The sequence below is a fragment of the Mesorhizobium sp. 131-3-5 genome, from assembly GCF_016756575.1.
GTDB classification, from domain to species: Bacteria; Pseudomonadota; Alphaproteobacteria; order Rhizobiales; family Rhizobiaceae; genus Mesorhizobium; species Mesorhizobium jarvisii.
Genome location: NZ_AP023254.1, coordinates 5277185 through 5301293 on the forward strand (window position 1 = coordinate 5277185; position 24109 = coordinate 5301293).

At 60.4% G+C, this 24109-nt stretch carries 21 protein-coding genes and 1 tRNA gene; 10 read left to right on the forward strand and 12 right to left on the reverse strand.

Annotated elements, in window-relative coordinates; genetic code table 11:
- Positions 1-60: 60 nt before the first annotated feature.
- From pyrE to rpoZ, 3 genes are all read right to left on the reverse strand, one after another.
- Positions 61-639, reverse strand: a complete 579-nt coding sequence (gene pyrE, locus JG747_RS26030) for an orotate phosphoribosyltransferase (protein ID WP_069091769.1) — start codon at positions 637-639, stop codon at positions 61-63.
- A gap of 31 nt (positions 640-670) precedes the next feature.
- Positions 671-2899, reverse strand: coding sequence for a RelA/SpoT family protein (locus tag JG747_RS26035; protein WP_019857194.1), 2229 nt, complete (start codon positions 2897-2899; stop codon positions 671-673).
- A 128-nt stretch (positions 2900-3027) separates the two neighbouring features.
- Entirely contained in the window at positions 3028-3429 is a 402-nt protein-coding gene (gene rpoZ / locus JG747_RS26040; protein ID WP_019857193.1) for a DNA-directed RNA polymerase subunit omega, read from the reverse strand.
- A 320-nt stretch (positions 3430-3749) separates the two neighbouring features.
- Between rpoZ and JG747_RS26045 the strand changes: the two genes are divergently transcribed.
- Both JG747_RS26045 and JG747_RS26050 read left to right on the forward strand, forming a co-directional pair.
- Complete coding sequence (locus JG747_RS26045) at positions 3750-4331, forward strand: LabA-like NYN domain-containing protein (RefSeq protein WP_010915096.1); 582 nt, start codon at positions 3750-3752, stop codon at positions 4329-4331.
- A gap of 11 nt (positions 4332-4342) precedes the next feature.
- On the forward strand, positions 4343-4999 hold the full coding sequence (locus tag JG747_RS26050) for a uracil-DNA glycosylase (protein WP_038645642.1): 657 nt from the start codon (positions 4343-4345) through the stop codon (positions 4997-4999).
- A 10-nt stretch (positions 5000-5009) separates the two neighbouring features.
- Here JG747_RS26050 and JG747_RS26055 read toward each other — a convergent pair whose 3' ends face one another.
- Positions 5010-6023, reverse strand: a complete 1014-nt coding sequence (locus JG747_RS26055) for a zinc-binding alcohol dehydrogenase family protein (protein WP_069091768.1) — start codon at positions 6021-6023, stop codon at positions 5010-5012.
- A 110-nt stretch (positions 6024-6133) separates the two neighbouring features.
- Here JG747_RS26055 and JG747_RS26060 point away from each other — a divergent pair, with 110 nt between their 5' ends.
- Entirely contained in the window at positions 6134-6496 is a 363-nt protein-coding gene (locus tag JG747_RS26060; RefSeq protein WP_202360337.1) for a winged helix-turn-helix transcriptional regulator, read from the forward strand.
- 31 nt (positions 6497-6527) lie between these two features.
- On the opposite strand, the gene JG747_RS26065 is transcribed toward JG747_RS26060, so the two are convergent.
- The 3 genes from JG747_RS26065 to dapA all read right to left on the reverse strand — a co-directional run bounded on the left by JG747_RS26065 (position 6528) and on the right by dapA (position 8744).
- Positions 6528-7271, reverse strand: coding sequence for a glycoside hydrolase family 25 protein (locus tag JG747_RS26065; protein WP_069091767.1), 744 nt, complete (start codon positions 7269-7271; stop codon positions 6528-6530).
- An 86-nt stretch (positions 7272-7357) separates the two neighbouring features.
- On the reverse strand, positions 7358-7837 hold the full coding sequence (smpB, locus tag JG747_RS26070; protein ID WP_006202221.1) for an SsrA-binding protein SmpB: 480 nt from the start codon (positions 7835-7837) through the stop codon (positions 7358-7360).
- A gap of 25 nt (positions 7838-7862) precedes the next feature.
- Entirely contained in the window at positions 7863-8744 is an 882-nt protein-coding gene (dapA, locus tag JG747_RS26075) for a 4-hydroxy-tetrahydrodipicolinate synthase (protein ID WP_038652384.1), read from the reverse strand.
- A gap of 303 nt (positions 8745-9047) precedes the next feature.
- On the opposite strand from dapA, the gene JG747_RS26080 reads away from it, so the two are divergent.
- Positions 9048-11078, forward strand: coding sequence for a lytic transglycosylase domain-containing protein (locus JG747_RS26080; RefSeq protein ID WP_202360338.1), 2031 nt, complete (start codon positions 9048-9050; stop codon positions 11076-11078).
- 367 nt (positions 11079-11445) lie between these two features.
- Positions 11446-12345, forward strand: a complete 900-nt coding sequence (locus JG747_RS26085) for an alpha/beta fold hydrolase (protein WP_202360339.1) — start codon at positions 11446-11448, stop codon at positions 12343-12345.
- A 70-nt stretch (positions 12346-12415) separates the two neighbouring features.
- On the opposite strand, the gene JG747_RS26090 is transcribed toward JG747_RS26085, so the two are convergent.
- The gene (locus JG747_RS26090) at positions 12416-13492 is read right to left on the reverse strand and encodes a tyrosine-type recombinase/integrase (RefSeq protein ID WP_276315230.1); all 1077 of its coding nucleotides are present in this window, start codon (positions 13490-13492) and stop codon (positions 12416-12418) included.
- Between the two features lie 240 nt (positions 13493-13732).
- Positions 13733-14821, reverse strand: coding sequence for a porin (locus JG747_RS26095; protein WP_064985027.1), 1089 nt, complete (start codon positions 14819-14821; stop codon positions 13733-13735).
- Positions 14822-15292: 471 nt separating this feature from the next.
- Here JG747_RS26095 and JG747_RS26100 point away from each other — a divergent pair.
- Positions 15293-15383, forward strand: a tRNA-Ser gene (locus JG747_RS26100).
- Between the two features lie 294 nt (positions 15384-15677).
- A complete protein-coding gene (locus JG747_RS26105; RefSeq protein WP_064985030.1) occupies positions 15678-16868 on the forward strand; it encodes a porin in 1191 nt (396 codons plus the stop codon).
- Between the two features lie 252 nt (positions 16869-17120).
- Here the strand turns inward: JG747_RS26105 and JG747_RS26110 are convergent, their stop codons facing one another.
- On the reverse strand, positions 17121-18785 hold the full coding sequence (locus tag JG747_RS26110) for a tetratricopeptide repeat-containing sulfotransferase family protein (protein WP_202360340.1): 1665 nt from the start codon (positions 18783-18785) through the stop codon (positions 17121-17123).
- 691 nt (positions 18786-19476) lie between these two features.
- Complete coding sequence (locus JG747_RS26115; RefSeq protein WP_202360341.1) at positions 19477-21156, reverse strand: tetratricopeptide repeat-containing sulfotransferase family protein; 1680 nt, start codon at positions 21154-21156, stop codon at positions 19477-19479.
- Positions 21157-21277: 121 nt separating this feature from the next.
- Between JG747_RS26115 and JG747_RS26120 the strand changes: the two genes are divergently transcribed.
- Entirely contained in the window at positions 21278-22390 is a 1113-nt protein-coding gene (locus JG747_RS26120) for a pyridoxal phosphate-dependent aminotransferase (RefSeq protein ID WP_064985035.1), read from the forward strand.
- Here the strand turns inward: JG747_RS26120 and JG747_RS26125 are convergent.
- Positions 22387-22917, reverse strand: coding sequence for a MarR family winged helix-turn-helix transcriptional regulator (locus JG747_RS26125; RefSeq protein WP_064985036.1), 531 nt, complete (start codon positions 22915-22917; stop codon positions 22387-22389). The genes JG747_RS26120 and JG747_RS26125 overlap by 4 nt on opposite strands.
- A gap of 181 nt (positions 22918-23098) precedes the next feature.
- Between JG747_RS26125 and JG747_RS26130 the strand changes: the two genes are divergently transcribed.
- On the forward strand, positions 23099-23383 hold the full coding sequence (locus tag JG747_RS26130) for an acylphosphatase (RefSeq protein WP_019857177.1): 285 nt from the start codon (positions 23099-23101) through the stop codon (positions 23381-23383).
- Positions 23384-23466: 83 nt separating this feature from the next.
- Positions 23467-24108, forward strand: coding sequence for a TetR/AcrR family transcriptional regulator (locus tag JG747_RS26135; protein WP_038645625.1), 642 nt, complete (start codon positions 23467-23469; stop codon positions 24106-24108).
- Position 24109 lies beyond the last annotated feature (1 nt).

The following is a 24109-nucleotide window of genomic DNA, read 5'->3' on the forward strand; positions in this document are numbered from 1 at the left end:
TGCCTTCACGCATGTCGTCACTCCCAAAACCGCCGCAGACTTTTTGGGCGACATGCATGGTCAGATATTGCGACTGCCAGGCTTGACCGCCGGTATCGCGGCAAGCTCCGGCGGCAGCCGGTCCGGCGGATAGGCCGGAACCTCGTATTCGGCGAGCGCGATCAGCGGCACGCCGACATGGGTCTTGCCGGCGGAACGGTCGATGATGCAGGCGGCCGCCGCCACCTCGGCGCCAAGCTCGCGCAGGCACTCGATGCTTTCGCGGATCGACAGGCCGGTGGTGACGATATCCTCGACGATGACGACGCGCGCACCCCTGGCGATCTCGAAGCGGCGCAGGCGGAACTCGCCCCCTTCCCGCTCGACCCAGATCGCCGGCACGCCGAGATGGCGCGAGGTTTCGTAGGCCGGGATCAGGCCGCCGATCGCCGGGCCGACGACATAGTCGATCTTGCCTGGCACCGCTGCCCGGATCTTTTCGGCCAGCGCCTTGCAAAGCCGCTCGGTCTTGTCGGCATGCATGAACACCCGCGCCTTCTGCAGGAAGACCGGGCTGCGCAGGCCCGACGTCAGGATGAAATGCCCCTCCAGAACAGCACCCGCCTCGCGGAAAATGCCCAGCACTTCATCGGTCTTCATCTGCGCCTGCCCCCCAGATAGATCAGCCATGTCAGCCATTCACACGCCGTGCGTCGCTGACGCTCGAATTGTCCTTGAGCTGCGACAGCAGCCGGTTGAGGTGCTTCAGATCCCAGACTTCGAGATCGATCAGCATTTCGGTGAAGTCGGGCGCCGTGCGCACCATCGACAGCGTATGGATGTTGGCGTCATTGGACGCAACGACCTGGGCGATATCGGCGAGCGAGCCCGGCGCATTGATGGCGGTGACCGAGACACGCGCGGGGAAGCGCTCCTTGGTGCGCTCGTCAATGTCCCAGCGCACGTCGATCCAGCGCTCGGGCTGGTCATCGAAAGCCTGCAGCGCCGGCGACTGGATCGGATAGATGGTGATGCCGGTGCCCGGCTGGACGATGCCAACGATGCGATCGCCGGGCACAGCACCCTCCGGCGCGAAGCGCACCGGCAGGTCGCCGCGTACGCCGCGGATCGGCACGGCGCCGTCACGCGGCTGGTCCTTGTCCTTGCGCGCGGCCCGGCCCGGAATCTGGAACAGCATGCCAGCGGCGTTGCGGATCTTCGACCAGCCCTCCTCGCGCTGCTTGGGCGCGGCCGGCGTGACGCGTTCGTCCTTGTAGTCTGGGAAGACCGCCTTCATGACGTCGGTGGAGGCAAGTTCGCCACGACCGACGGACGCCAGCACGTCCTCGATGTCCTTGCGCGCCAGCCGGTGCAGCACCGGCTTCAGGCTTTCCTTGGTGAAATTCTTGCCGGCGCGTTCGAAGGCGCGTTCGAGAATACGCGCGCCGAGGCCGGAATACTGCTTGCGAATGGCGTTCTTGGTGGCCCGGCGGATGGCGGCGCGCGCCTTGCCGGTGACGACGACCGATTCCCACGCCGCCGGCGGCACTTGCGCCTTGGAGCGGATGATCTCGACCTCGTCGCCATTCTTCAGTTCCGTCATCAGCGGCATGATGCGGCCGTTGACCTTGGCACCGACGCAGGTGTCGCCGACATCGGTGTGCACCGCATAGGCGAAATCGATGGGCGTGGCGCCGCGCGGCAAGGCAATCAGCATGCCCTTTGGCGTGAAGCAGAACACCTGGTCCTGGAACAGTTCCAGCTTGGTGTTCTCGAGGAAATCCTCGGGATTGTCGCCTTCGGCAAGCTGCTCGATGGTGCGCCGCAGCCAGGCATAGGCATTGGTCTCCTTCGAGATCGCATGGCCGGCACCGTTCGTCTTGCCGCCGGTGTCCTTATAGATCGAGTGCGCCGCGACGCCGTATTCGGCGATCTTGTTCATCTCGCGGGTGCGGATCTGCAGCTCGACGCGCTGACGCGACGGCCCGACAATGGTGGTGTGGATCGAGCGATAGTCGTTCTGCTTCGGCGTCGAGATGTAGTCCTTGAAGCGGCCGGGCACCATCGACCATGTGGTGTGGATGGCGCCAAGCGCGCGGTAGCAGTCCTCGACCGTATCGACCACGACGCGAAAGCCGAAAATGTCGGACAGCTGCTCGAAGGACAGCGCCTTGGCCTCCATCTTGCGGAACACCGACCAGGGCTTCTTCTGGCGGCTCTTCACGCCGGCGTTGATGGCATGCTTTTCAAACAGCCCCGACAGCGCCTTTTCAATGTCGGTCAGCACGCCCTTGTTGCGCTCGAATATCTCGGCAAGCCGCGCGGTGACGGCGCGATAGGCTTCCGGATTGATGTAGCGGAAGGCGATCTCCTCCAGCTCTTCGCGCATGCCTTGCATTCCCATGCGCCCGGCCAGCGGCGCATAGATGTCCATCGTCTCCTCGGCAATGCGCAGGCGCTTGGCCTCCGGCATGTGGTCGAGGGTGCGCATGTTGTGCAGGCGGTCGGCAAGCTTGACCAACAGCACGCGAACGTCTTCCGAGATCGCCAGAAGCAGCTTGCGCAGGTTCTCCGCCTGCTCGGCCTTCTTGGAGACGAGATCGAGCTTCTTCAGCTTGGTCAGGCCCTCGACCAGCTTGCCCATTTCGGGGCCGAACAGATCGTCGATCTCGGCCCGCGTCGCCGTGGTGTCTTCGATGGTGTCGTGCAACAGGGCGACGGCGATCGTTGCCTCGTCCATGTGCATTTCAGTGAGGATGGCGGCGACTTCGAGCGGATGCGAGAAATACGGATCGCCGGAAGCGCGCTTCTGGTGGCCATGCTTCTGCATGGCATAGACATAGGCCTTGTTGAGCAGCGCCTCGTTGACGTCAGGCTTGTAGCGCTGGACGCGCTCGACAAGCTCATACTGACGCATCATGGGCGGAATCTCTCAGCGATGAAATGAATCATGCGCCGCACTGCTGTACGGCGCATGTCATAGATAGCCACGAAACTGCCGGGACGGAAGTGCCGGAAACGCGTTCCGGGCAGGTCCAGAAAACTCTCTTAGTAGTCGTCGCTCTTTTCCGGCGGTACCAGACCTTCGATGCCGGCCAGCAGGTCTTCCTCGGTCATGCGATCGAAGGTGATGTTGTCCTCGGCATCGTCGGTTTCAGCGGCCGCGACAGCGCCGCCGGTCTGATCGGCGATCACCTCGCCTTCAGCCTCGGGCTCGTCGACCTCGACATGCTTCTGCAGCGAATGGATCAGATCTTCCTTGAGGTCGTCGGGCGACAGCGTCTCGTCGGCGATCTCGCGCAGGGCGATGACCGGGTTCTTGTCGTTGTCGCGAGGAACGGTGATCTGCGCGCCCTGGCTGATCTGGCGGGCACGGTGGCCGGCCAAAAGCACCAGCTCGAAGCGGTTGTCGACCTTGTCGATGCAATCTTCAACGGTTACGCGGGCCATGGACTGCCCCTTTCATGCCTGGATTTGATGGAAAACAGGGGCGGTCCATAACCCGAACGCGGCCAAAATACAAGCATCATGGCATTGGCGGGACTATTGGGTGCTCAATCCCTGCCCAAACACCGGATCTGGCAAACAGCCCGCGTCGTTCGTTCGACGCCGCGATCACAATTGCTTGCATTGCCGCATCACGCCTTGGATTGCCACCAAACTGGCGTTATCTCGAATGGACAAGGTCAGCCGGTTTATTATGAGCCTGACCGATAGTCGCTACCGCATTTCGTTTAGACGGCCGCATTTTTCGAAAAGGAATATTTTCCATGTTCGACCCACGTGAAAAAATCGCCTTGTTCATCGACGGTGCCAATCTCTACGCTACGTCGCGGGCGCTCGGCTTCGACATCGACTATCGCAAGCTGTTGTCGAGTTTCCAGAAGCGCGGCTATCTCTTGCGCGCCTATTATTACACGGCACTGGTCGAGGATCAGGAATACTCCTCGATCCGCCCGCTGATCGACTGGCTCGACTATAACGGCTTCAAGGTGGTGACCAAGCCCGCCAAGGAGTTCACCGATTCGACCGGCCGCCGCAAGATCAAGGGCAATATGGACATCGAACTGACGGTCGATGCGCTGGAGCTCGCCGATGTCGTCGACCACTATGTCATTTTCTCCGGCGATGGCGACTTCCGCACGCTGGTCGAGGCGCTGCAGCGGCGCGGCCGCAAGGTGTCGATCGTCTCGACCATGGCCTCGCAACCGCCGATGATCTCGGACGATCTGCGCCGCCAGGCCGACCATTTCATCGACCTGACGACGCTGAAGAACGAAGTCGGCCGCGATCCTTCCGAGCGGCCCGTGCGACGGCCCGAACCGGCTGAAGTCGATGAGGACGACTACTGAGGCCGGTTGCCTTGACCGCCCTCTCCCAAGCCGAACCGGGTCGCGACTGCCCGCTCTGCCCGCGGCTGCATGATTTCATTGCGCAGTGGCGGCAGCGCGAGCCGTCCTGGTTCAACGCGCCGGTGCCGACCTTCCTGCCGCCGCAGGGCGAGGACAGCGTCCAGCTTCTGATCGTCGGGCTGGCGCCCGGCCTGCGCGGTGCCAACCGCACCGGCCGCCCCTTCACCGGCGACTATGCCGGCGACCTGCTCTACTCGACGCTGATCGCGCACGGCTTTGCACGCGGTGAGTTCAAGGCGCGGCCCGATGACGGGCTGGAGCTTGTCGGCACCGCGATCACCAATGCAGTGCGCTGTGTGCCGCCGGAGAACAAGCCGGTGGGCGCCGAAATCTCGACCTGCCGCAGCTTCCTGGTGCCGACGATCGCACGCTTTCCCAAGCTACGCGCGGTGCTGGCGCTTGGGTCCATCGCGCACCAGTCGACCGTGCGCGCGCTGGGCGGGCCCGTCGCCGCCTATCCGTTCAAGCATGGCGGGCAGCTGCCGGCCGGCGGCGTCACGCTGTTTTCGAGCTATCACTGCTCGCGCTACAACACCAACACCGGCGTTTTGACGGAGGCGATGTTCGTCAGCGTGTTCAGCGAGATCGCGGCGTTCCTGCAGAAATAACCACCGCCCTTCAAAACCCCTCCAGCACGATCTTGCCCTTGGCCTTGCCGGTTTCGATCAGCGCATGAGCGCGCTTCAGATTGGCGGCATTGATGGTGCCGAAGGTTTCACCCAAGGTGGTGCGGATGACGCTTGCGTCGACCAGGCGCGACAGCTCGTTCAGATGTTCGCCCTGTGCGGCCATGTCCTGCGTCTCGAACAGCGAGCGAGTGAACATCAGTTCCCAATGCACCGAAACGCTTTTGCGTTTGAACGGATTGATATCGAGCGTCTGGGGATCGTCGATCAACCCGAACCGGCCTTGCGGTGCGATCAATTCGGCAATCTCGGCCAGGTGCCGGTCGGTGTTGGTTGTCGAGAACACGAAGGCCGGTGCGCCGATACCGAGTGCCGCGACTTCGGCAGCCAGCGGCTTGGAATGATCGATGACATGATGGGCGCCAAGCCCAAGCACCCAGTCGCGTGTCTCTGGCCTCGATGCGGTGGCGATCACCGTCAGATCGGTCAGTTGGCGCGCAAGCTGCACCGCGATCGAGCCGACGCCGCCAGCGCCGCCGATGATCATGATGGCGTTCGCGGCACCCACGACAGGCTTCTTCACGTCAAGGCGATCGAACAGCGCCTCAAAGGCGGTGATCGCCGTCAGCGGCAGCGCCGCGGCCTGCGCATACTCGAGCGAGCCGGGCTTGCGGCCGACGAGGCGCTCATCGACAAGGTGGAACTCGGCATTGGTACCTTGCGGCGCGAGCGCACCGGAATAGAAGACGTCGTCTCCGGGCTTGAACAGGGTGGCATCCGGCCCCGTTGCAACGACACGGCCGGCGGCGTCCCAGCCAAGCACACGCCAGCTTCCGGCCTCGGGTTTGGCACTCCGCCGTATCTTGGTGTCGACCGGATTGACCGAGATCGCCTTTACCTCGACCAGCAATTGACGGCCTTTCGGCTCCGGCTTGGGCAGGTCGATGTCGACAAGGGACGCCTCATCGGTGATGGGGGCTGGGACTTGATAGCCGACGGCGCGCATTTCGATCTCCGCAATTGCTGTTGAGCTTTGTATGCGGCAGAGATGCGGATTATGTGCGCAAGGCGCAAGAATGCACATATAAAGCGCATAGTGTCGAAAAGGATACCGTCATGCCGCGCATTCGCCATGAACGACTCGATTGCAGCCCTGGCTGCAGCGTGGAGGGAACGCTGCGCTATATCGACGGAGAATGGAAAGGCGTCGTGCTCTACCATCTGTTCGAAGGGACGCTGCGCTTCAACGAGATCCGCCGGCGCATTCCCAACTACACACAGCGCATGCTGACCAACCAGCTGCGCGAACTGGAAGCCGATGGGCTGATTGCTCGCAAGATCTATCCGGAAGTGCCGCCGAAGGTGGAATACAGCCTGACGCCGCGTGGCAGAAGCCTGGGGCCGGTGATCACAGCCCTGAAAGAGTGGGGCGATGCGAATGTGACGCTGGCGCCGCAGGTTTCGCAGGCTGCAGCATAAAGCGGCAGTGAGCGCTGTCCCCTGAATGAGTTCACGGGGATGGCGGAGCTTCCGGAAGGATCGATCCCGGTGATGCTGTGGACAGCGCGGCCAGCACGGCCGGCCCGCCCTGCAGAACGTTCAGGTCGACGTCACCCTCGATGCCATCCACGCGGCCCCGGTTGTGGTACTGCCAATAGACCCAGTCGTGGCGGTCCGGTTCCACCAGCAGCGAGCGAAGCCAGAGCGGGCGAGCAGCGATCTGCCCGGCATAGGCAGCCTCAGCCTCATCGGTCAGATAGACGATCGCCGTCTTGCCGAACGCCGCCTCGACAGGTCCGAGGAAAGCCTGGAGTTCGGCATTCAACTGTTCGGGCGATGGGCGCTGCGGACAGTTGCCGCCGAACTCGACATCGACCACCGGCGGCAGCAAGGGCTGATCGTGCGGTACCACCGAGATGAAATTCTTCGCCTGGTCGGCGCCGGGCCGGCAGAAGGTGAAGAAATGATAGGCGCCTACGGCGATGCCGGCCGCACGGGCCTCACGTAGATTGGTGGCAAAAGCGCGATCGACATGATCGCCCCCCTCGGTCGCCTTGATGATGGCGAAGGCGACATCGTCGGCGGCAGCCCGCCGCCAGTCGATCTGGCCTTGATGATGCGAGACGTCGATGCCCCTGACCGGATATTTGTTACGGTCGGGAGAATAGGTGTGGAAGTAAAAGAAGCCGCCGGCCACGGCCATCGCTGCAAAAACCAGGCTCATCGATCCCCAGAGGATGATCCGGTTCTTCAAAGCGATCCCCCCTGGTACCTGCCGGTTGCGCCTGCCCGAAATTTGGAAGCCAACCTGGCTTTTCGAGGGCTACCGCCTGATGTCTCTCACCCACGCTCCTTCAAGAGCCGGCCCTTCTCGCGCGACCAGTCGCGCTGTTTCTCGGTCTCGCGCTTGTCGTGCAGTTTCTTGCCGCGGCCGACGGCGAGCAGCAGCTTGGCGCGGCCCTGATCGTTGAAATAGATTTTCAGCGGCACCAGCGTCATGCCTTCACGGTCGACGCTCTGCGACAGCTTGGCCATCTCGCGCTTGTTGAGCAGGAGTTTGCGCCGCCGCCTGGGCTCGTGGTTGAAGCGGTTGGCCTGCAGATATTCGGGCAGATAGGAATTGATCAGCCAGATCTCGCCGCCTTCGACCGAGGCATAGCTGTCCTGGATATTGGCCTGGCCCTGGCGCAGCGACTTGACCTCGGTGCCGGTCAGCACCAAGCCGGCCTCGATCGTGTCGAGCACCTCATAGGAAAACCGCGCCTTGCGGTTTTCCGCAACGGTCTTGTTGTTGGGATCGGCTTTTCTGACTTGATTCATGATGTGGAGAGGTGGCGCCTCATCCTCAATTAATCAAGCCGGCGTGCTTCATGGCCGCATCGATCTTCGCCGCGGTCGACTCCTCGACCGTGACCAGTGGCGAGCGCAGCACATTCTCGACCTTGCCCAGCTTCGACAGCGCGTATTTGGCGCCGGACACGCCGGGCTCCAGGAAGATCGCCTTGTGCAGGGGCAGGAGACGGTCCTGCAGCTCAAGCGCCTTCGCGCTGTCGCCGGAGAGCGTCGCCTCCTGGAATTCGGCGCACAGCCGCGGTGCGACGTTCGAGGTCACCGAGATGCAGCCGACACCGCCATGAGCGTTGAAGCCGAGCGCCGAGGCATCCTCGCCGGAAAGCTGGATGAAATCCTTGCCGCAGGTCATCCGCTGCTCGGACACACGCTCGACCTTACCGGTCGCGTCCTTGACGCCGACGATGTTCTTGAAGTCGTGCGCCAGCCGGCCCATCGTCTCCGGCATCATGTCGATCACCGAACGCGGCGGGATATTGTAGATGATGATCGGCAGCTTGGTCGCCTTGGCGACGGCGGCGAAATGCTCGTAGAGGCCGCGCTGCGTCGGCTTGTTGTAGTAGGGCGTGACGACGAGCGCAGCGTCGGCGCCAACCTTTTCGGCATATTGCACGAGGCCGACGGCTTCCGCCGTGTTGTTGGAACCGGCGCCGGCGACGACCGGAGCGCGGCCCTTGGCCACCTCGATGCAGACCTTGACGACATGGCGATGCTCGTCATGCGACAGCGTCGGCGACTCGCCGGTGGTGCCAACCGGAACCAAGCCTGTCGTGCCTTCCCCGAGCTGCCATTCGACAAAGGCGCGAAAGGCTTTCTCGTCGAAACGCCCGCTCTTTTCGAACGGTGTCACGAGCGCAGTAAGCGAGCCTCTCAGCATGTCGTCCAACTCCTTGGGACTTGTTTGTTTATGCATGTCATTGTCCCAAAACCGGTATCCACTTTTGGGCGACATGCATCGGTGTTTTGTCGATCAGTTTATCGTGCGCGCCTTCTAACCGAAAGCGAAGCGGCGCACCATAGTCTCGACATGGTTGCGCGGCAAGCATCGCCATGGTGCCAGCAAGCGCAATTCGAACGGCCTCGATAACTCTTTGTTTACGAGCCCTTCACGACCTAAGTTTAGGCTTCGAGGCATCTTCGCCTGCTGGTAGAATGCTGGGATAAGGAAAGACACGAGACCATGCCGACCCGTCGGCCTCACCTCTTCGCACTGCTAGGCGCCATCGCAGCGCTTATGCCCGGCGTGGCGATCAGCGGCAGCGTGGATGCGCGGGTCACCTCGGCGATCCCGATGCCGAGCCCGCAGGACAGTACGCAGCAGGGCCCCTCACCCAGCGTCGCCCCGTTGAAAACTGGGCTCGACGCACTGGCCGCCGGCGATATCCCCGGCGCTCGCGGTGTGCGCGATGCGCTTCCCGCCCAATCGCTCGACCAGCACATTCTGGCCTGGGCGATCGCACTTTACGGTGGCGACAAGGTTCCGAGCGGCGACATCGCCGCCGCCGCGAAGATGCTGCCCAACTGGCCGGGCACCATTGCCTTGCGCAAGAACAGCGAGCGGGCGCTCTATCGAGAAAACCCCGCTCCCGACATCGTCATTGCGGCGTTCGATGGCAGCCAGCCGCAAACGTTCGAGGGCGTCATGGTTCTCGCCCGCGCCTATGTGGCGACGGGCAATGTCAAGGCTGCGCGCTCGGTGCTGTCGCCGTTCTGGCGCACCACGGTCCTGGAAGCCAAGGACGAGACGGCGCTGATCAAGGAATTCGGCAGTCTGATCCCTGCCGCCGACCACCGTTTTCGCATGGACCGTATGTTCTATGCCGACCGGGTGAATTCCGCGCTGCGCATTGCCGGTCTTGCCGGCGCCCAGCAGTTTGCCGAGGCCTGGGCCGCGGCCGACAGAGGCGACAAGAATGCGTTGAAACGGCTGACGGCCGTCCCGGCATCCCAGCGTTCTGCCGGCTATTTCTTCGCGCAGGCCGAATATCTGCGCAAGCAGGAGGATTTTGCCGGCGCCGCCGCCGTGGTGATGAAGGCGCCGACGGACCGCGAGGCTCTGGTCGATCCAGATGCCTGGTGGGTCGAGCGCCGGGTGCTGTCGCGCGAACTGGTCGACCAGGGCGACATGAAGACGGCGTACAAGATTGTCGCCACGCATGCGGCTGAAAGTGCGGCCAATGCGGCCGAGGCCGAGTTCCATGCCGGCTGGTATGCGCTGCGTGGCCTCAACGACCCCAAGCTTGCCGCGGCGCATTTTTCGCGCATCGCCGATCTTGCCCAAGGGCCGATGACCCTGTCGCGCGCCTATTACTGGCTCGGCCGTGCCGCGGAAGTCGGCGGTCCCGGCAACGCCAAGGACTATTTTGGTCGCGCCGCCAATTACGGCACGACCTTTTACGGGCAGCTTGCCGCCGAACGTGTCGGCCGGCAGGCGCTCAACATCGTCTATCCCACGCCCAGTGCCGCCGACCGGCAGAATTTTGCCAGCCGCGAGGCGGTCAGCGCGATCAAGCGGCTGCAGGAGGCTAACTATGATCGCTATGCCGAAACGCTCTATCGCGACCTTGCCGGCCAGTTGACCAGCCCGGGCGAACTGGCGCTGCTTGCTGTCCTTGCCGAGAAGCAGGGCAACCATTTCATGGCGCTGAAGGTCGGCAAGATCGCCGGCGCGCGCGGCATCGATGTCGGCGCGTTGTCGCATCCGCTCGGCGTCATTCCCGATTCGGCCAATATTTCCGGTTCGGGCAAGGCGCTGGCCTATGCGATTGCCCGCCAGGAGAGCGAATTCAACATCGGTGCCGTATCCAGCGCCGGCGCGCGCGGGCTGCTGCAGCTGATGCCGGGAACGGCCAAGCAACTGGCGAAGAAGGCCGGATTGCAGTTTTCGCAGGCACGGCTGACCACCGACGCCGGCTACAACGCCACACTCGGCTCGGCCTTCCTCGGCGAGCAGCTCGATCGCTTCAACGGCTCCTACGTGCTGACCTTCGCCGGCTACAATGCCGGCCCCAACCGGGCCAGCCAGTGGGTGGCGAAGTACGGCGACCCGCGCGGCAAGGACATCGATGCGGTGGTGGACTGGATCGAGCGGATTCCCTACACGGAAACAAGAAGTTACGTGCAGCGCGTGATGGAGAATTACGAAGTCTACAAGATGCGTATTTCCGGCAAATACGACATCGTCGGCGACCTCGTGAACGGGCGGAGTTGAGGCTTCTCGGTGCCTCTCCGCTTGTGGGGTGAGCAGCCGGCTCGCGTAAGCGAATTCATCGCGCCGGTGGCACGATGAGAGACCACCGAACGCCGGGACGCAACAAGCAGCGGGGAAATCCAGTGGACCTTTTGAAGGGGTTCAACGCCCGAAGGCTGGGAGTCTGCGAAGGGCCGGATGGTGGCCGATCCGCCCGACGGCGAATCGGGTCCTCACAGTTCGAAGCTCGAAAGGCCAACGATTGGTTTTTCGTCGGCTACGCGCCCCCCCTCCCACCTGACAAGGGGAGAAGGAAAGGCCTTCATTTGACCGATCCTGCACTCGTCTGTAGCAGTCGAAAACAATCCGGCCAGGGAATCTTTTTCAGATGTCGAGCACCGAAGCCTTTGTCGACTTCTTCTACGCCGCGCCTGACGGGCTGAGACTTCATGCCCGCGTCTATGGCGAAGCGAAGTCCGGACATTGGCCGGTCATCTGCCTGCCTGGGTTGACCCGCAACGCACGGGATTTTCATGAGCTGGCACTTTATCTTTCGATGCGATCGCCGGTACCGCGCCAAGTGGTTGCGTTCGACTATCGCGGACGCGGACAGTCGGCCTACGATCCCGATGTCAGCCACTACAATGTCGGCGTCGAGGCCAGCGACATCCTTGCCGGGCTGGCCGCGCTTGGCATCGAGGAGGCCGCTTTCATCGGCACCTCACGCGGCGGACTGATCATCCATGTGCTTGGCGCGCTGCGGCCGGCCGTGCTGAAAGCCATTGTTCTCAACGACATCGGGCCGGTGATCGAGCCGGCCGGCCTCGCCCACATCCAGTCCTATCTCGAACGCGCACCAAGGCCGAAAACCTTCCCCGAGGCGATGGATGCCCAGCGCAGCGTTCACGGCAAGGATTTTTCCAAGCTCAGCGACGCCGACTGGAGGCGGATGGTGGGAGCGCTCTACCGCGAGACGGCTCAAGGGCTGTTGCCGGATTTTGATCCGAAACTGGTCGATACGGTCGCCAATCTCGACCTGTCACAGCCATTGCCGGCGCTGTGGCCACAGTTCGAGGCGTTGGCCGCCATTCCCCTGCTCGCCATGCGTGGCGCCAATTCGAAATTACTGTCGGCTGAAACGCTGGACGGGATGCGAAAGCGTCATCAGATGATGGAAGCGATGACGATCGACGGCCAGGGCCACGCGCCGTTCCTTGAAACCGGCAGCCTCCCCAGCGATATAGCGACCTTCCTTGATCGGGCTGAGCGCGGGCGTCAAACGAAGTAGACCCCAAGACCAGACCTGGTCCTGGGGCCGCCATGACAGTATATGCAGGCCTTAGGAACTGTTTGGGGAACTATTTGACCTTCGAGCTTTTCCCGGACGCTTTGGCTGGCTTCGCTGCGCCCGCCTCGCTCGTCTTGCCCCGCTTTGGCGCGGAAGCCGCGGTCAATGGTGACGAGAACACAGAGCTTTCGGCGTCGCGCGCCGACTCTTCGCTTCGCGGCGTTTCGAGCACCACAACGCAGCCGTCGAGATCATTGGTGGCCAGATGCGCGTAGCGCATGGTCATCGACAAGGTCTGATGGCCGAGCCACATCTGCACGCGCCTGATGTCTATGCCGCCCTGGACAAGACGCGAAGCACAGGTGTGGCGCAGGATGTGAGGCACGACCTGATCGTCGGCACCGAGACCGACTTCAGCCTTAGCCTCGTTCCAAATGGCACGATATTGCGCCTGGCTAAGCTTGGTGAACGGACCTTTGGGCCGCCGGCCCTCGGTCGGAGGCAGCTTGATCACTTCCTTGACCCGTTCGGTCATCGGAATCGTGCGGCTGCGGCCGGATTTGGTGATCCAGAAGGAGACGCGATGTTCCTGGATGTCGTTCCAGATCAGTCCGAGCGCCTCGCCGAGACGGCATCCAGTGTCGACCAGGAAGACGGAAAGCCTGTAGGCATCCTCGCTGCGGCTTCTGATGGCAGCGAACAGCCTTGCCTCTTCCTCCCTCTCGAGGAAGCGAATCCGTCCCGCCCGCTCCTTCTGGCGGCGGAACTCGGGCAGGCTGTGGATATCTCCCATCTTGTAAGCCTTGCGCAGCAGTTTGCTAAGGGCAGCCATCTTTCGATTGATGGTTGCGTTGCTGTTGCCGCGCTGGCGCAAGGTGCCGATAAGGTTGTCAAGGGTACTCTGGTCAAAGGCGCTGAAACGCTCCCCAAGGAGGATCTCGTCTATCTCGCCGATGAAAGAGCTGACATTGTATTTATGCCGCCCATCATCCCACAGTATGTCTCGATAGGCTGAAAAAAGCTCTCCGACTCGGTACGACTTTACTTCTCTTATCTTGTTGTAAGTGTACTTAATCTTTGAATTCTGAGAAGAAAACATCGAAAACGGATCCGGGGGGCTACCCTCTTGAATCGCTTCGTTGGTCATAATTCGTCTCACCCCCGAGTGGATAGATCAGCCCTATCCGCTTGGAAGCGTCCTTTCAAGAGATTTAATCACGCGGTTGTGATCTCATCCGCCCATCTGCGAATCCCACGAAATCACTCTGCGGACTTGTTCAGCTACCGATTCCCCCTCTTCCTTCGTTTGCGTTGACCCAGTCACGAAACAAAAACAGCCCGGGCGTTTGTGCGCCCGGGCTGGATTTCACCTGTAAGGAACCAGCCCTTAGAACGAGCGCTGGAAGCGGAGCATACCGCCGATGCCATCGAACTTGCCATGCCAGTCGCTGGCGGACGCGTTGATGTAGTCAACTTCGCCGGTGACCGTGAAGCCGGGAACGATATCATATGCAATGTTGGCCGCCAGGCCGAACTTCTTGCCATCGTCATAGGAGGCCTGCACGTTGAACGAGGTTTTCTCGTTGAACTTGTAGCTACCACCACCCCAGACTGCCCAGCTGCCGTCCCACAGCTTGAAGAAGTTGTGGCCCGTGTTCAGCTCCGTGACGTCGTCCTTGTTTCCGAAGCCAGCCATCAAGAACAGCGACAGTTCGTTGGTGGCGTTCACGTCCAAGCGAGCCTTGCCGGCCCATGCTTCGTAGTTGCTGTCGTAAGCGGCAACCGCGGTGATCGCACCCCAGCCCTGCGTCCACTTCACGCCACCGACGACGTGCGGAACATAGCTGTCGATCGTGTTGGCGCCAGCGCCTTCTTCGAGCGAGACAACGGCCGAGAAGCCGTTGCCAGCGTCGAAATAGTACTGGACGACGTTGGTGTCGAACGAGCCGTACGGGACAAGCGTATCCTGGATGACGTTGCCGGCGTAGCCGATGAACGTATCGAAGGCCGATTCGTCCTTACCGACGCGGAGACCACCGAGCTGGATCCAGGCGAAGTTCAGAGAGACGCCCTTGTTGAAGGCCTCATTGCTCAAGGCGGTGTTGCCGAAGTTGAAACGGGTCTCAGTGTAGGTCTTCAACGTGCCGAGTTCGGTTTCCTGGCCGGTCCAGGTCTTCAGCGTGAAGCGCGCGTTCTTCTGCCAAGTGTGATTGATGCTGCCGTCCTGATGATCAACGGCGAGCGCACCATCGAACGATTCGACGTCGCCGCCGCCGATGTCATAGCGCACATAGCCGCCGATGCGCAGGCAGGTTTCGGTGCCGGGGATGTAGAAGTAGCCAGCGCCGTAGACGTCGCAAATCTTGACGTATTCAGCGGGTTCCGGCTCGGCGACGACGACGGCGTCGGCGGCGCGCGCACCGGAAACTGCGATCAGGGCCGCAGCGGAGCCGAGAAGAAGGCTCTTGATGTTCATTTTCTGACCTCCAGTCAAAAGTTAAAAAACGGGTCTGGGTATTCTTTGCTGAAGGACAGCGTTCCCTGCCCCATCCCCACTACCGAAAAAGATGCGCACCGCGCCGCTCCTTCGAACCCGACATTACCCATGAGGCGGCGGCGTTCAACAACGATCGTACCGGCGAAAGGGCAGTTTGGCTGCTATCCCCCAGCGTTGTTGCACAAATGACACGATTTGGCCTCACTCAGAAAGCTCTCGTTAACCATCAGGCCCGCCGCAAGCGCTTATTTCCAGCCGAATCCGACGACCGGCTGGCGGAATCAAGGCAAGGCCGCGAGTCATTAGCCAGGGATTTGCCGCAGAACCGCCTAAACCAGGAAAGGCGGGCTTCGGTGCGCCTCCTATTTTCCATATTATGATTTCTTTTTCCGAGATAATGGCTGGGGCTTGTTGATTGTGCCGGCGCTTTTCTTTATCCAGCGGCGCAACGGAGAGGTGGCCGAGTGGTCGAAGGCGCTCCCCTGCTAAGGGAGTAGAGGTCAAAAGCTTCTCGTGGGTTCGAATCCCATCCTCTCCGCCATCCTGCTTCGCGCTGTGCGCTTCGAATCGCATCAACCAGGCCATGTGACGTCGACCAAGGGTCATCTGCCTGTCGTCTTGAAGGCGTGTATTGCGGTCGAAGCGGAGGCCAATGCACGGCAGCTGAAGCGGCATTTCAAGACCGGATCAGCCAAGGCTTTTGCGAGCAAGCGATTTTGGCGAACTGCGTCCCACCGACGGCCCATGATGCTATCTATCTGAGATAAAAAGAAAAACGGCTATTCGATCCGTTTTTCGCCGACCTCTACTCCCGATTCTGACTGGAGGTCAGAAAATGAACATCAAGAGCCTTCTTCTCGGCTCCGCTGCGGCCCTGATCGCAGTTTCCGGTGCGCGCGCCGCCGACGCCGTCGTCGTCGCCGAGCCGGAACCCGCTGAATACGTCAAGATTTGCGACGTCTACGGCGCTGGCTACTTCTACATCCCCGGCACCGAAACCTGCCTGCGCATCGGCGGCTATGTCCGCGAAGACATCGGCGTCGGCGATGCCGGCTCGTTCGATGGCGTCAATCACGTCACGGATCACATGCACGGCGACGACAACTCGACGTACTGGAAAAACACTCGCTTCACGCTGAAGACCTGGACCGGTCAGGAAACCGAACTCGGTACGTTGAAGACCTACACCGAGTATCGCATGAACTTCGGCAACAACTATGGCGACTATGGCAGCTCAACGCTCGCGGGCGGAACTGAGCCAAATCCCAACGCCGGCACCGCCGGCTGGCGGGCTGGTAACAAGAGCAGCGCCCTTGAATTCGCCTGGATCCAGCTCGGCGGTCTGCGCGTCGGTGCCGACGAATCGGCCTTCGATACGTTCATCGGCTACGCCGGCAACGTCATCAACGACACGATCGTCCCCTATGGCGGTTTCCAGACCAACGTCATCCAGTACTACTTCGACGCCGGCAATGGCCTGTCGGCCGTGGTCTCGCTCGAAGAAGGCTCAGGTTCCGATACAATCGACAGCTATGTTCCGCATGTCGTCGGCGGCTTGAAGTGGACGCAGGGCTGGGGCGCCATCACCGGCGTTGTCGCCTATGACAGCAACTACGAAGAAGTCGCCGGCAAGGTTCGCCTGGACGTCAACGTGTCCAACGAACTGTCGCTGTTCGCCATGGTCGGCTACGGTTCGGACAACAACCTCAACGACCCAACCAATAACATCGACGCGCTCGGCCGCGGCTTCTACAAGCTGTGGGGCGGCAACTGGGCAGTGTGGGGCGGCGGCACCTACAAGTTCAACGAGAAGACCTCGTTCAACCTTCAGGCCTCGTATGACGACTGGAAAGACATCGGCCTCGCGGCAAACGTCGCCTACACCGTCGTTCCCGGCTTCACGATCACAGCGGAAGCCGACTGGCAGCGTGTTGGCCAGGGCGCCATCGACAACGACTCGGTTTGGGTCAGCGCGACCAAGAAGAACAACGTTGGCGGCATCCTCCGCTTCCAGCGCGACTTCTAACCAATTTCGCCTTGTCGAAATCGAAACCCGGCGGGCAACCGCCGGGTTTTTTGTCAGCTCGTCAAAAATGTAGCCTTACTGTCACCAGGCTGAGTGCCTGTCTTTTTTGAAAGTTTGCGGGCGGCAGGAGCGGGCGGACGAAACCGGGGCAGCTCTGACAGTTTCGTTCGATGCCTCAGCCATCTCCGTCACATGGTCGCGCTACGAGAGTCCATGTCAGTTCGGCAGCACCCGGAGAGCTTTCGTGCCCAATCAAACCCCAGCCAGATCCCCCAACGCATCGACCAGCGGCTGGATTGCGCTTCCATAAGCCTTCCAGCGATTGACGGACGAGGTGTAGATTGGCTGGCGAACCTGCCAGCGGCTGAACGTGTTCACCGAACCGCCCTTGTCAAAGAACCGCAAGCAGGCGTCGTCCCATGGCAGGCCCAGATGGTCTATCAGGCGGCGCGATTGCCCTTCCTGGTCGGAGACCATGTCCTCATAGCGACTGTGCAGGATTTGCCCTGGAAAAACCGTATCCCAATGACGCATAAGCCGGTGATACTCGCGATAATACAGGCCGAGTGTGTGGAGATCGGCGGCATAGCTATTGTCCTCGTTGAAACTCAGGAAATAGCATGAGAGGCAATTGTCGATGGCATCGCGGCGGCAGTGAATGATGCGCGCCTTGGGAAAAAGGAGCCTTATGAGGCCGATGAGCTCGAAATTATGAGGCAACTTGTCGACGATTCGTGAAGCTTCCGGCGATTTTTGCCTGATGTGAGTGAGATACTCTTCGGCCAGGGACTTCGACTGGTCGACAGTCATATTGAGGATCGATCCGCGCAACTCCTCCGGCGAGCGCGTCTTGGGCGCGAGCCTGTTGGTGATGCGCCGGAGTTTTGTCAGCTCGCCGGCGCCATAAGCATCGGGGTGGCTGGCACAGATCTGCTCGGTCAAAGTGGTGCCCGAACGCGGCATGCCAAGCACGAAGACCGGCACTTCGGAAGAGCTGCCATAACCTGCCTTGGCCGCCAGCATCTGCGGGCTGAACAGTTCGATCATGAAATCGACGCTGCGGCGGTAACCCTCCATGTCGAAGCGACGGGCCGAGCGTTTTGCCTGCCCGAAGTGGTCCATCGCCTCGTCATAGCGCCTGAGGTCGTTGAGCACCTTGCCCGCCGCGTAGTGGAGCTGCTGTATGCTTTTCGCATCAAGCGCCGGATTTTTCAGCTCAGCCAGAATGGATTTGAATTCCGCCGGCTCTTCCGTGAATTTTCGGATGCTAACCAAGCCGTTGTAGGCAGCGGCGACATCCTGACGATGGCTGATCGCCTCGTTCATGTAACCTGTCGCATCGTCCATACGGCCGAGGCTTACTAGCGCATTGGCCAACCCCATTCGGACAAGAGGATGGCCACCATTGATTCTGAGCGCCTTCTCATAAAGCGGGACCGCCATATCGGCCTTGCCGAATTCGGTGTAGGCACGGCCCAGCGTGCAGAGCGCCTCGACCCAGTCGGCTTTCAAGCCGCACGCACGCTCAAAATGCCTGATCGCATCCGCATGCTCGCCGACTTTCAAATAGGTTTCGCCCAATGCCATATGGTAGTTTGGGTTCTGAGGCGCCGCCTCCACCGCCCGCTCAAAACACCGAATGGCCATCTCGTCGTCCAGGCCGAGCGCAAAGGTTCCCAATAGATACAAAGCGAGAGGATGCCTCGGGTTATGAGCCAATACGCGCTGACAAAGTGCCTCCGCATCCAGCAACCGATTTGCCCGATGAAGTTCGACAGCCTGCCTGAGCAGTGCGTCATCGGCCTGCGCTTGGGATAGCGAGCTTGCTTTCAGTTGGGCGATTTTCGGCTGCGGGTTTTTCGGTCCGGACGGAGTTTTCAGATGCCTCGACCAGGCGGGCGGCAGACGATTGTTCATGGTCCTTCGCTAGCAAAAAAGGCCAACCAAATCTATAATTCTAAGCCCATTCGAAGCTTTTTTAGGTACCCAACCTTACAGGCTAGCGGCGAAGAATTCAGTCAAGAGTCGCATCGTCCGCTCAGGCGAGGCAGCGAGTTCACTCTTGCTGCATTGGACAGATTTGGCTTCGGCAATTTAGGTTTCATAGCCGGGCCAGCTTTCAGGCGCTGGCAACCAAATTGGAAGCGGACGATTGTCATGTTGTTTCCAGCAAAAAGCCGTTGAGGAACGTTAGATGCGCTCCGGCAAGCAAAGCGAATTCGGACGCCGCCTCTGCCAAGTGCCTGCTCGCAACTCGATCCGTAGGGACCCTTCCGTCGTGTGGATTAGGCCGCAGGCCTTCCGCGACCGCATCGATGCTATCGCTGTCGCGGGGATGCAGAGGAGATTCCTCAACAAGACTAAAGCACGGCCGCTCGAAGCGTTCAGACACTCGAACAGGCGTTAGGCATCCTGTTTTTTAGTTGCCTGCCAGAAAATCGGTCCGCGAAATTCACAACGACTATGGGCGAGATAACTTAAAGAAAACGCGACTGTCTATTCTCAAACATTTCGTAAAAGAGACTAGGCGATGAAGATCCAAAGTCCCAAGTTTTACCGTAAGATTGAGGGGGTAATGGCATTCTCGCCACATCGCCCGCTATTGAGGTCAAACGTCAGCCAAGTCGCCTAAGGCTTCGATCAACGGCTGGATCTTGCCTTCATAGTTCTTCCACCGCTTAACGGACGACGAGTAAATGGGCTGGCGGACCTGCCAGTGGCTAAGTGTTTTGACGGACCCCTCTTTTTCAAAGAAGCGGAGACATGCGTTATCCCAGGCTAACCCAAGGTGATTTATCAGACGCCGAGACTGCCCTTCCTGATCCACAATAAGATCTTCATAGCTATTATCAAATATTCTCCCTGGCATAATAGACTTCCAATGACACATGAGACGATTATACTCACGGTAATAAAGTCCAAGGGTCGTGAGGTCCGATGTATAAGTATGAGTACCCTTCAGGCTCGATACAAAGCACGACAAGCAACTGTCAATTGGGCTTCGCCTACAATGAATTATGCGAGCGTTGGGAAAAAGAATACCAATGAGCCCTATTATTTCAAAATTATGCGGCATCTTATCAACAATTCGAGATGCGAGCGGCGAATAAATTCGCAAGTTGGATAGATATTCTTCAGCGAAAATCTGAGATCGCTCGGCGGTCATCAATTTGACCATTTGTCCAAAAGCTGGTCCCAACTCCATCTTCAAATTTGTGGAGACAGCAATTCGGCCCAGTTTGGTGAGTTCTCCGGCGCTGTGTACGTCTGGATGGCTTGAGCAGATTTGCTCAGTCAAGGTTGTGCCAGAGCGCGGCATCCCGAGCACAAATACAGGCACCTCAGATGGATCGCCATATCCGGCCTTGGTCGCTAGCAACTCCGTATCGAACAAGGCGATCATGGAATCGACCCACCTGCGGTAGGACTCAATGTCACAAGTTTGAGCCCTGAACTCCTTTGCTTTCAGGTAATGCTCTATCGCTTCGTCATAACGCTCAAGATCGTTCAAAACCTTGCCCGCGGCCTGATGGAGGTTATATGCTTCGTCAGCTGAGTTGGGCGAATTGCTAAGTTCGGTTAGAATGGAATCGAGCTCCGGCGGCGCGGTCGAAAATCTTCGAATGTTCACAAGAGCCATGTAGGCAGCAGACACGTTTTCGCGCCGGGCGATTGTTTCTTCCAAATATGCTGTCGCCTCCTCCATTCTTCCCAAATCTATCAGAATACGCGCCAATCCTATTCGGACCAGGGGGTGATCTCGGTTTAGCTCAAGCGCTTTTTGGTAGACTGGCAAAGCCATCTCGCCCTTGTCAAAATCGACATAGGCCCGCCCTAAAGCACACAGGGCTTCGACCATATCGGACTTTAATTCACAGGCTCGCTGCAAATGCGCTATCGCCGGCAAATAATCACCGAGTTTCAAATAGCATTCGCCCAATGTGAATTGAAAGTATGGATTACCGGGCATTTCAGAGCACGCCTGGCTCAGGTATTCCAGGGCCAACTCGTCATCAAAATTCAGCCCTATCGTGCCAAGTACATACAGAGCTAACGCATGGTTGGGTTTTCTTGTCAGAATGCGGTGGCATAATTCCTCAGCCTCCGGCAATCGGTTGGCCCTCTGCAACTCTATGGCCCGACGCAGCAGCGTGTCATCGTCCTGCGCGCCTGACATTTTAGGCATCGGCGACGGTGTTGGCAGGCCGGTTTTCATCGGCCCAGCCTTTTTGGGCAGGATTTGGACCTTAAGATGCCTGGACCAGGCGGGCGGCAGACGATTGTTCATCGTCCTTCGCTAGCAAAAAGGGGTGACGGAATCCAGCGCTACGGCTGGAAACCGCAGGGTGCTTGCACGGTTAGGCCGGCCACGCTAGCAAGAAGTCCCCTTTTCCAAGCGAGCTTCCACCATGCGTTTGCGCCCTCCCCTTTCGCCGCTTATCGCAGCACTTCCCTCGACCGTGCCTTTTGTCGGCCCGGAAGCGCAGGAGCGGGAGCGCGGGCGGGCTTTTCGTGCCCGCATCGGCGCCAATGAGAGCAGTTTTGGCCCGTCGCCACGCGTCATCGCCCGCATAGAGCGCGTCGCGCGCGACCAGTGGATGTATTGCGATCCCGACAATTACGAGCTGAAGGTCGCGGCTGCCGCGCATCACGACGTAGCGGTCGAGAACGTCGTTGTCGGCGAAGGCATAGACGGCCTGCTCAGTCTTGTGGCGCGCATGTATGTGGCACCTGGCGATGCCGTGGTCACCTCGCTCGGCGCCTATCCGACCTTCAACTTCCATATTGCCGGCGTCGGCGGGCGGCTGGTGACAGTCCCTTACGAGAACGACCGCGAAAGTCTGAACGGTCTGCTCACGGCGGTCGTCAAGGAGAAGGCTCCGCTGGTCTATCTGTCCAACCCGGACAATCCGATGGGCAGTTGGTGGGAAGCGGACGAGGTGATCCGCTTCATCGAGGCGCTGCCGGAGACCACCATGCTGGTGCTCGACGAGGCCTATGGCGAATTGGGGCCCGCCTCGGCCCTGCCACCGATCGATATCTCGCGACCGAATGTCATCCGCATGCGAACCTTTTCAAAGGCTTATGGGCTTGCCGGGATACGCTGCGGCTATGCGATTGCGGAGGCCCAGGTGATCCGCGACTTCGAGAAGATCCGCAACCACTATGGCGTCAGCCGCATGGCGCAGATCGCCGGCGTCGAAGCGCTCGCCGACCAGGCCTATCTCGAGACGGTGGTGGCGCGCGTGGCTGCCGGGCGCCGGCGCATCGCGGCGATCGCCGAGCAGAACGGGTTGAAGCCGCTGGCCTCGGCGACCAATTTCGTCACCATCGATTGCGGTCATGACGGTCCCTTCGCGCTGAAGGTGCTGCAAGGTCTGCTGTCACGTGATGTGTTCATCCGCAAGCCGATGGCGCCAGGGTTAGACCGCTGCATTCGCGTCAGCGTCGGCCTCGACCACGAACTGGATATCTTTGCCGAGGAATTGCCGGGCGCGCTGGCGGCAGCGCGGGGGAACTAGGCGCTTTCGCGGCGTTCGGATGCTGGCGCTGCGCTTAGCAGATGCCTGACGCGTGCCAATATATCCGACAACTCGGCGGCTTCCTCGTCGCCCAGGTCCACGGTCAGGCGGGTGAGATCGCGATCCGCGGCCGACTGAAGTGCAGCGAGCGCTACCTGGCCGCGCATGGTGAGCGAGAGGACGCGCCGGCGCAGAGCATCGGGGCCGGCACGCGTTTCGGTGAGGCCGGCGGCAGAGAATTTTCGAAGGATTCTCGTGACATAGGCCGGATCCAGCTGGAGGTCCCTGGCAATGTCGGACGCTGCTGGTTCGAAGTCGATTTGAAGCACCCGTGCCAGAAAGCCTGCCTTGCCGCCGGAATTGGCTGCAATGCGGCCGGGTCGACGACCCAGTTCGAACAGCACCCGCGCCTCGGTCAGCGTAAAGGCGCTGTGCGTCAAGGTTTCGTCGAGCAGCCCGATCAGGCCGGTATAAAACCGGTTGAAGCATCTGAGATCGCGGACCAAGGCACTGCGATCGGCTGGCATGTCATGCGCCTTCCCTGAGATTCCACTTCGGTGGATCATTGCGTAAAAGTTGACCAAGTCAACTATTTATTGGATGGGGTCATCCACCTTGCGAGCAAGCCTCGGCTTCTGTTCGATAGTCCCCTTCAAGCCAGTTGCCTTCGCTCGATCCTGCGCCAGACTCTAAGGAAGGGAGCGCACGATGAACGATCGGAAAAGGGCCGTCCAGGCCCGCGTACACGGCAGGGTGCAAGGCGTCGGCTATAGGATCTGGGCGAGAGGCGAAGCGGCAAGGCTTGGGCTGGTGGGCTGGGTGCGCAACGAAAGAGATGGCTCGGTAACGGCATGGCTTGCCGGCGCCGACATGGCGGTTTCGTCCATGATCGAACGGCTTCGCCAGGGCCCGGCGGGCGCTTCAGTCTCGCGGGTAGATGTCGAGGAGATCGAGACCTGGACCGCGCCTGGAGATTTCAGGATCGTCGCATAGGCCCATGCGCATCGATTTACTAGTTTGGCACTCTTGAATTAATTGAACGTTCGTTTTATTATCGTCGAATTAACGAGGCGATCATGGCGCGCACCACGGGATCGGACGGCGAGCGAACCGAGGCGGCAGTCCGCGAAGCGGCGGTCAACCTGATCGCACGCTACGGCTACGAGGCGATGTCGATGCGCCAGCTGGCGGCCGAGGTCGGCGTGCAGGCGGCCGCGCTCTATCGCTACTTTCCGACCAAGGAAGACCTGCTGTTCACGCTGATGCGCGAGCACATGGAGGGGCTTCGGGAGGCCTGGGAACGCGCGAGGCCATTCGATGCGGATCCGGCGGAGCAGCTTGCGGCCTATGTGCGCAACCACATCGCTTTCCACATCGGGCGCCGGCATGCCACGCATGTGTCGAACATGGAACTGCGCAGCCTGTCGCCCGACAGGCTGACACAGATCCTCAAGCAGCGCACAGCCTACGAAAAGGAACTGCGCACCATCCTGCGCGAAGGCGCCGAGGCGGGCGACTTCAGCATCGAGGACACCGGCCTGACGGCCATGGCGCTGATCCAGATGATGACCGGCGTCATCGTCTGGTTTCGCCCAGGCGAGCGGCTGTCGGTCACTGAAGTAACGGCGACATATCTTTCAATGACAATGCGCCTGGTTGGCGCGAGGATGGACACCTACAGCGCCGCACGTCCCTTGGACGGGCAAAGGACGCAGTAGC